The organism is Limosilactobacillus panis DSM 6035 (assembly GCF_001435935.1).
GTDB lineage: Bacteria > Bacillota > Bacilli > Lactobacillales > Lactobacillaceae > Limosilactobacillus > Limosilactobacillus panis.
In genome coordinates this window covers 886-3780 of record NZ_AZGM01000143.1, presented here as the reverse complement: position 1 = coordinate 3780, position 2895 = coordinate 886, and the positions used below count along the sequence as shown (strand labels likewise).

3 protein-coding genes are annotated in these 2895 nt (G+C 47.2%); all 3 read right to left on the bottom strand.

The window, feature by feature from the left end:
* Positions 1-57: 57 nt before the first annotated feature.
* Positions 58-1530 carry a sensor histidine kinase gene (locus FD32_RS09095; RefSeq protein ID WP_047768797.1) on the bottom strand — a complete coding sequence of 491 codons (1473 nt, stop codon included), beginning with the start codon at positions 1528-1530 and terminating at the stop codon, positions 58-60.
* A gap of 15 nt (positions 1531-1545) precedes the next feature.
* Complete coding sequence (locus tag FD32_RS09090; protein ID WP_003715333.1) at positions 1546-2232, bottom strand: response regulator transcription factor; 687 nt, start codon at positions 2230-2232, stop codon at positions 1546-1548.
* A gap of 234 nt (positions 2233-2466) precedes the next feature.
* The coding region (locus tag FD32_RS10370; RefSeq protein WP_235803800.1) for an RNA-guided endonuclease TnpB family protein at positions 2467-2895 on the bottom strand (429 nt) is incomplete at its 5' end.

The window sequence follows — 2895 nt, the reverse complement described above, 5'->3', positions numbered from 1 at the left end:
TGCGCTCGCGGGGGCGTGAAAACGAAGTCATAAATGACTTCTGTCACGCTCCCTTTCTTATTCAAGTGACTCTGGATCTTCAATAATTGGCAAGACAATCTTGAAAAGTGAGCCCGCACCAGGCGAACTTTCCAGACTGATTGACCCGTGGTAGCCCTCAATTAGGCGCTTGGCAATCGAGAGGCCGAGGCCGTTGCCCCCCTTCTTTCGGCTCCGGGCCTTATCAACCCGGTAGAAGCGGTCAAAGACGCGCTTAGCATCCTCAGGAGCAATTCCCTCACCAAAGTCTTGAATACCAATCTCAACGGTGTTCATCCCCCGTGACAGGGTAATATGAATCTCCTTGCGGTCCTGGGAGTACTTAACGGCGTTATCGCACAGGATTACCAGAACCTGTTCAAGGTGATCACGGTAAATGTTGACCGTGATCTTCTCATCCAGGTCATCATCGAGGTTAAAGGTAAACTCTGGATAGAGCATTTTAAAGTTATTGAAGACCTGGTGAACAACATCATTGACAACCGTCTTTTCATTACGGTAGTTGATTTCAACCTGTTCGGCCCGACTGAGGTCCAGCATCTCCTGGACAAGGTTCTTCATCCGCTTAGTCTCAATTAAGGAGGCCTTTAGAGAATCACTGAGGACCTGGGGATCATCCTTCCCCCACCGTTCCAACATATCAAGGTGGCCCTGGATGATGGCAACGGGGGTCCGGAGCTCATGGCTGACGTCGCTCACAAACTGACTCTGCTGTTCGATATAACGCTGCATTCGGTCGAGCATGTCGTTAAACATGTCAATCAGCTCCGCTAGTTCATCGTTCCGGTTGCTGACCGGTACCCGGACATTCTTCGTCGGGTCCTTACTGATTACCTTAACCGTATCATGGATATCGCCAAGGGGCCGGAGCAGGAAGTAGGACAAGGCATAGCCTAAAAGGCCACTTGCCAAAACAACGAGGCATAGTGCCATGATGCTGACCAGCCGGAGCTGACGGTAGCTCTTCGCGTAGGAGTTAAGATTATTTTCAATTTGCAGGTAACCTATTACCCGCTGGGTGTCATGAGAATAGATTGGCATATGGCCAAGCAAAATTTTATGGTGCTTTCCCTGGGCAATCCGTACCTGACGTTCATTGATGAGGGACGGTTTCCCCTCTAAGTGCCCAGTCGACAGGAGTAACTTTCCTTGAGGATTATAGATATTAACAAGCAGGTGGCCGTCACTCAATTCCTTAACCACCGGTCGGCGATAATCCGCCCCCCTGACAAACGAATGGTTATTGTTAGGATCCAAGACCTGTTCGATTGAGTGCTTAGTCAAGGACTGGTCATTCTTTGCCAGCGGTTGGCTGATGTTGTCCATTCCCTGGTTTAACAGACTTCTTTCCTGCTGAAAGAGGTTTTGGGTAAAGGAAGTGAACATAGCAATAGCCACAATGAAAAAGATAATCAGCGAACCCACGGCGGTCCCGATGGCCCACTTCAGCCTTAAAGAGACAAATCGTTTACCGTTTTTCTGACTTTTCATAGTAACTCACGAGCTCTAGGAACGGATCACATAACCGGTGCCCCGGACGGTTTGGATGTAACTCTTTTCGCCGGGACGATCAATCTTGTTCCGCAGGTAACGGATGTAAACATCGACCACGTTGGTCTCAACTTTAGAGTCGTAACCCCAGACCTTGCTGAGCAACTCTTTCCGTGACATGACAACGTTAATGTTTTCCATCAGAATCAGCAACAGTTCGTACTCCCGCTTCGTCAGGTTAATAACTTCATCGCCACGACGAACAACCCGGTTTTCCTTTTCAATTGTCAAGTCCTTGTAGTTCACCGTCGTTTGGTGTTCCTTATTATTACCATCCTCAATGCTGATCCGCCGCAGTAGGGCCCGGACCCGTGCTAGTAACTCTTCAATGGCAAACGGCTTGACGATGTAATCATCAGCCCCGTGGTCAAGGCCAGAGACCCGGTCGATAACGGAGTCCCGGGCAGTCATGATAATAATCGGGGTATCCTTTAATTCCCGGACCCGCCGGGCGACTTCAATCCCGTTTAATTCTGGCAACATCAGGTCAAGCAGGATTACGTCGAAGTCCTGGTTCAGGGCTGCGTCTAGTCCGGCCCGCCCGTCAAGTTCAACATCGGTTTCGTAACCCTCGTGCTTCAGTTCCAAGTTCACGAAATTTGCTAAGTTTTCTTCGTCTTCAATAATTAAAATTCGACTCATCAATTTCACCTACTATAAATTTTTGCCTATTATTCTCATTAAATTAACAGAACAATTTTATCACAATTTTCTAATAAACCCCAGGGTAAGGCGCGAATTTATGGTGATTTTCCCTGTGAACCACTCGGCCATTAATGACCAAGCTTCTGGGAACATGAAGCAGTATTTAGGATATTACACCTGTATTCAAGCTACCTAACTTACAGAACTCCACTCTTTTACCATGGCTAGTCCCTAGCCAATAGCTTTTAATCCTTGATGTAAGATATTAACCGCCGCATTAATATCGCGATCATGATGAGTGCCGCAGTTTGGGCACGTCCATTCACGAATTTGTAACGGCTTTGGTCCGCTATGGTAACCACAGTGGCTACAAATTTGGCTGGTATAGTTCGGTTTAACAGTTACTAATTTCTTACCATACCAGGCACATTTATATGCCAACATGGTCCGGAACTGATACCAACTAGCATTCGTAATGGTCTTAGCTAGGCAGTGATTTTCCTGAAGGTTTTTGGCTTTCAAATCTTCAATGACGATTACGTCGTACTGCTTAACCAAGGTTATTGTCAATTTATGTAAATAATCTTTGCGCTGGTTCGCTACCTTAGCTTGGTAACGGGCCCTTTGTTTCTGTGCTCGTTGCCAGTTTTGGTAATCACC

What these genes read in the sequence shown, in the direction of transcription:
- FD32_RS09095 (WP_047768797.1), bottom strand. Translation starts at nt 1,530, where the DNA reads ATGAAAAGTCAGAAAAACGGTAAACGATTTGTCTCTTTAAGGCTGAAG.
- FD32_RS09090 (WP_003715333.1), bottom strand. Translation starts at nt 2,232, where the DNA reads ATGAGTCGAATTTTAATTATTGAAGACGAAGAAAACTTAGCAAATTTC.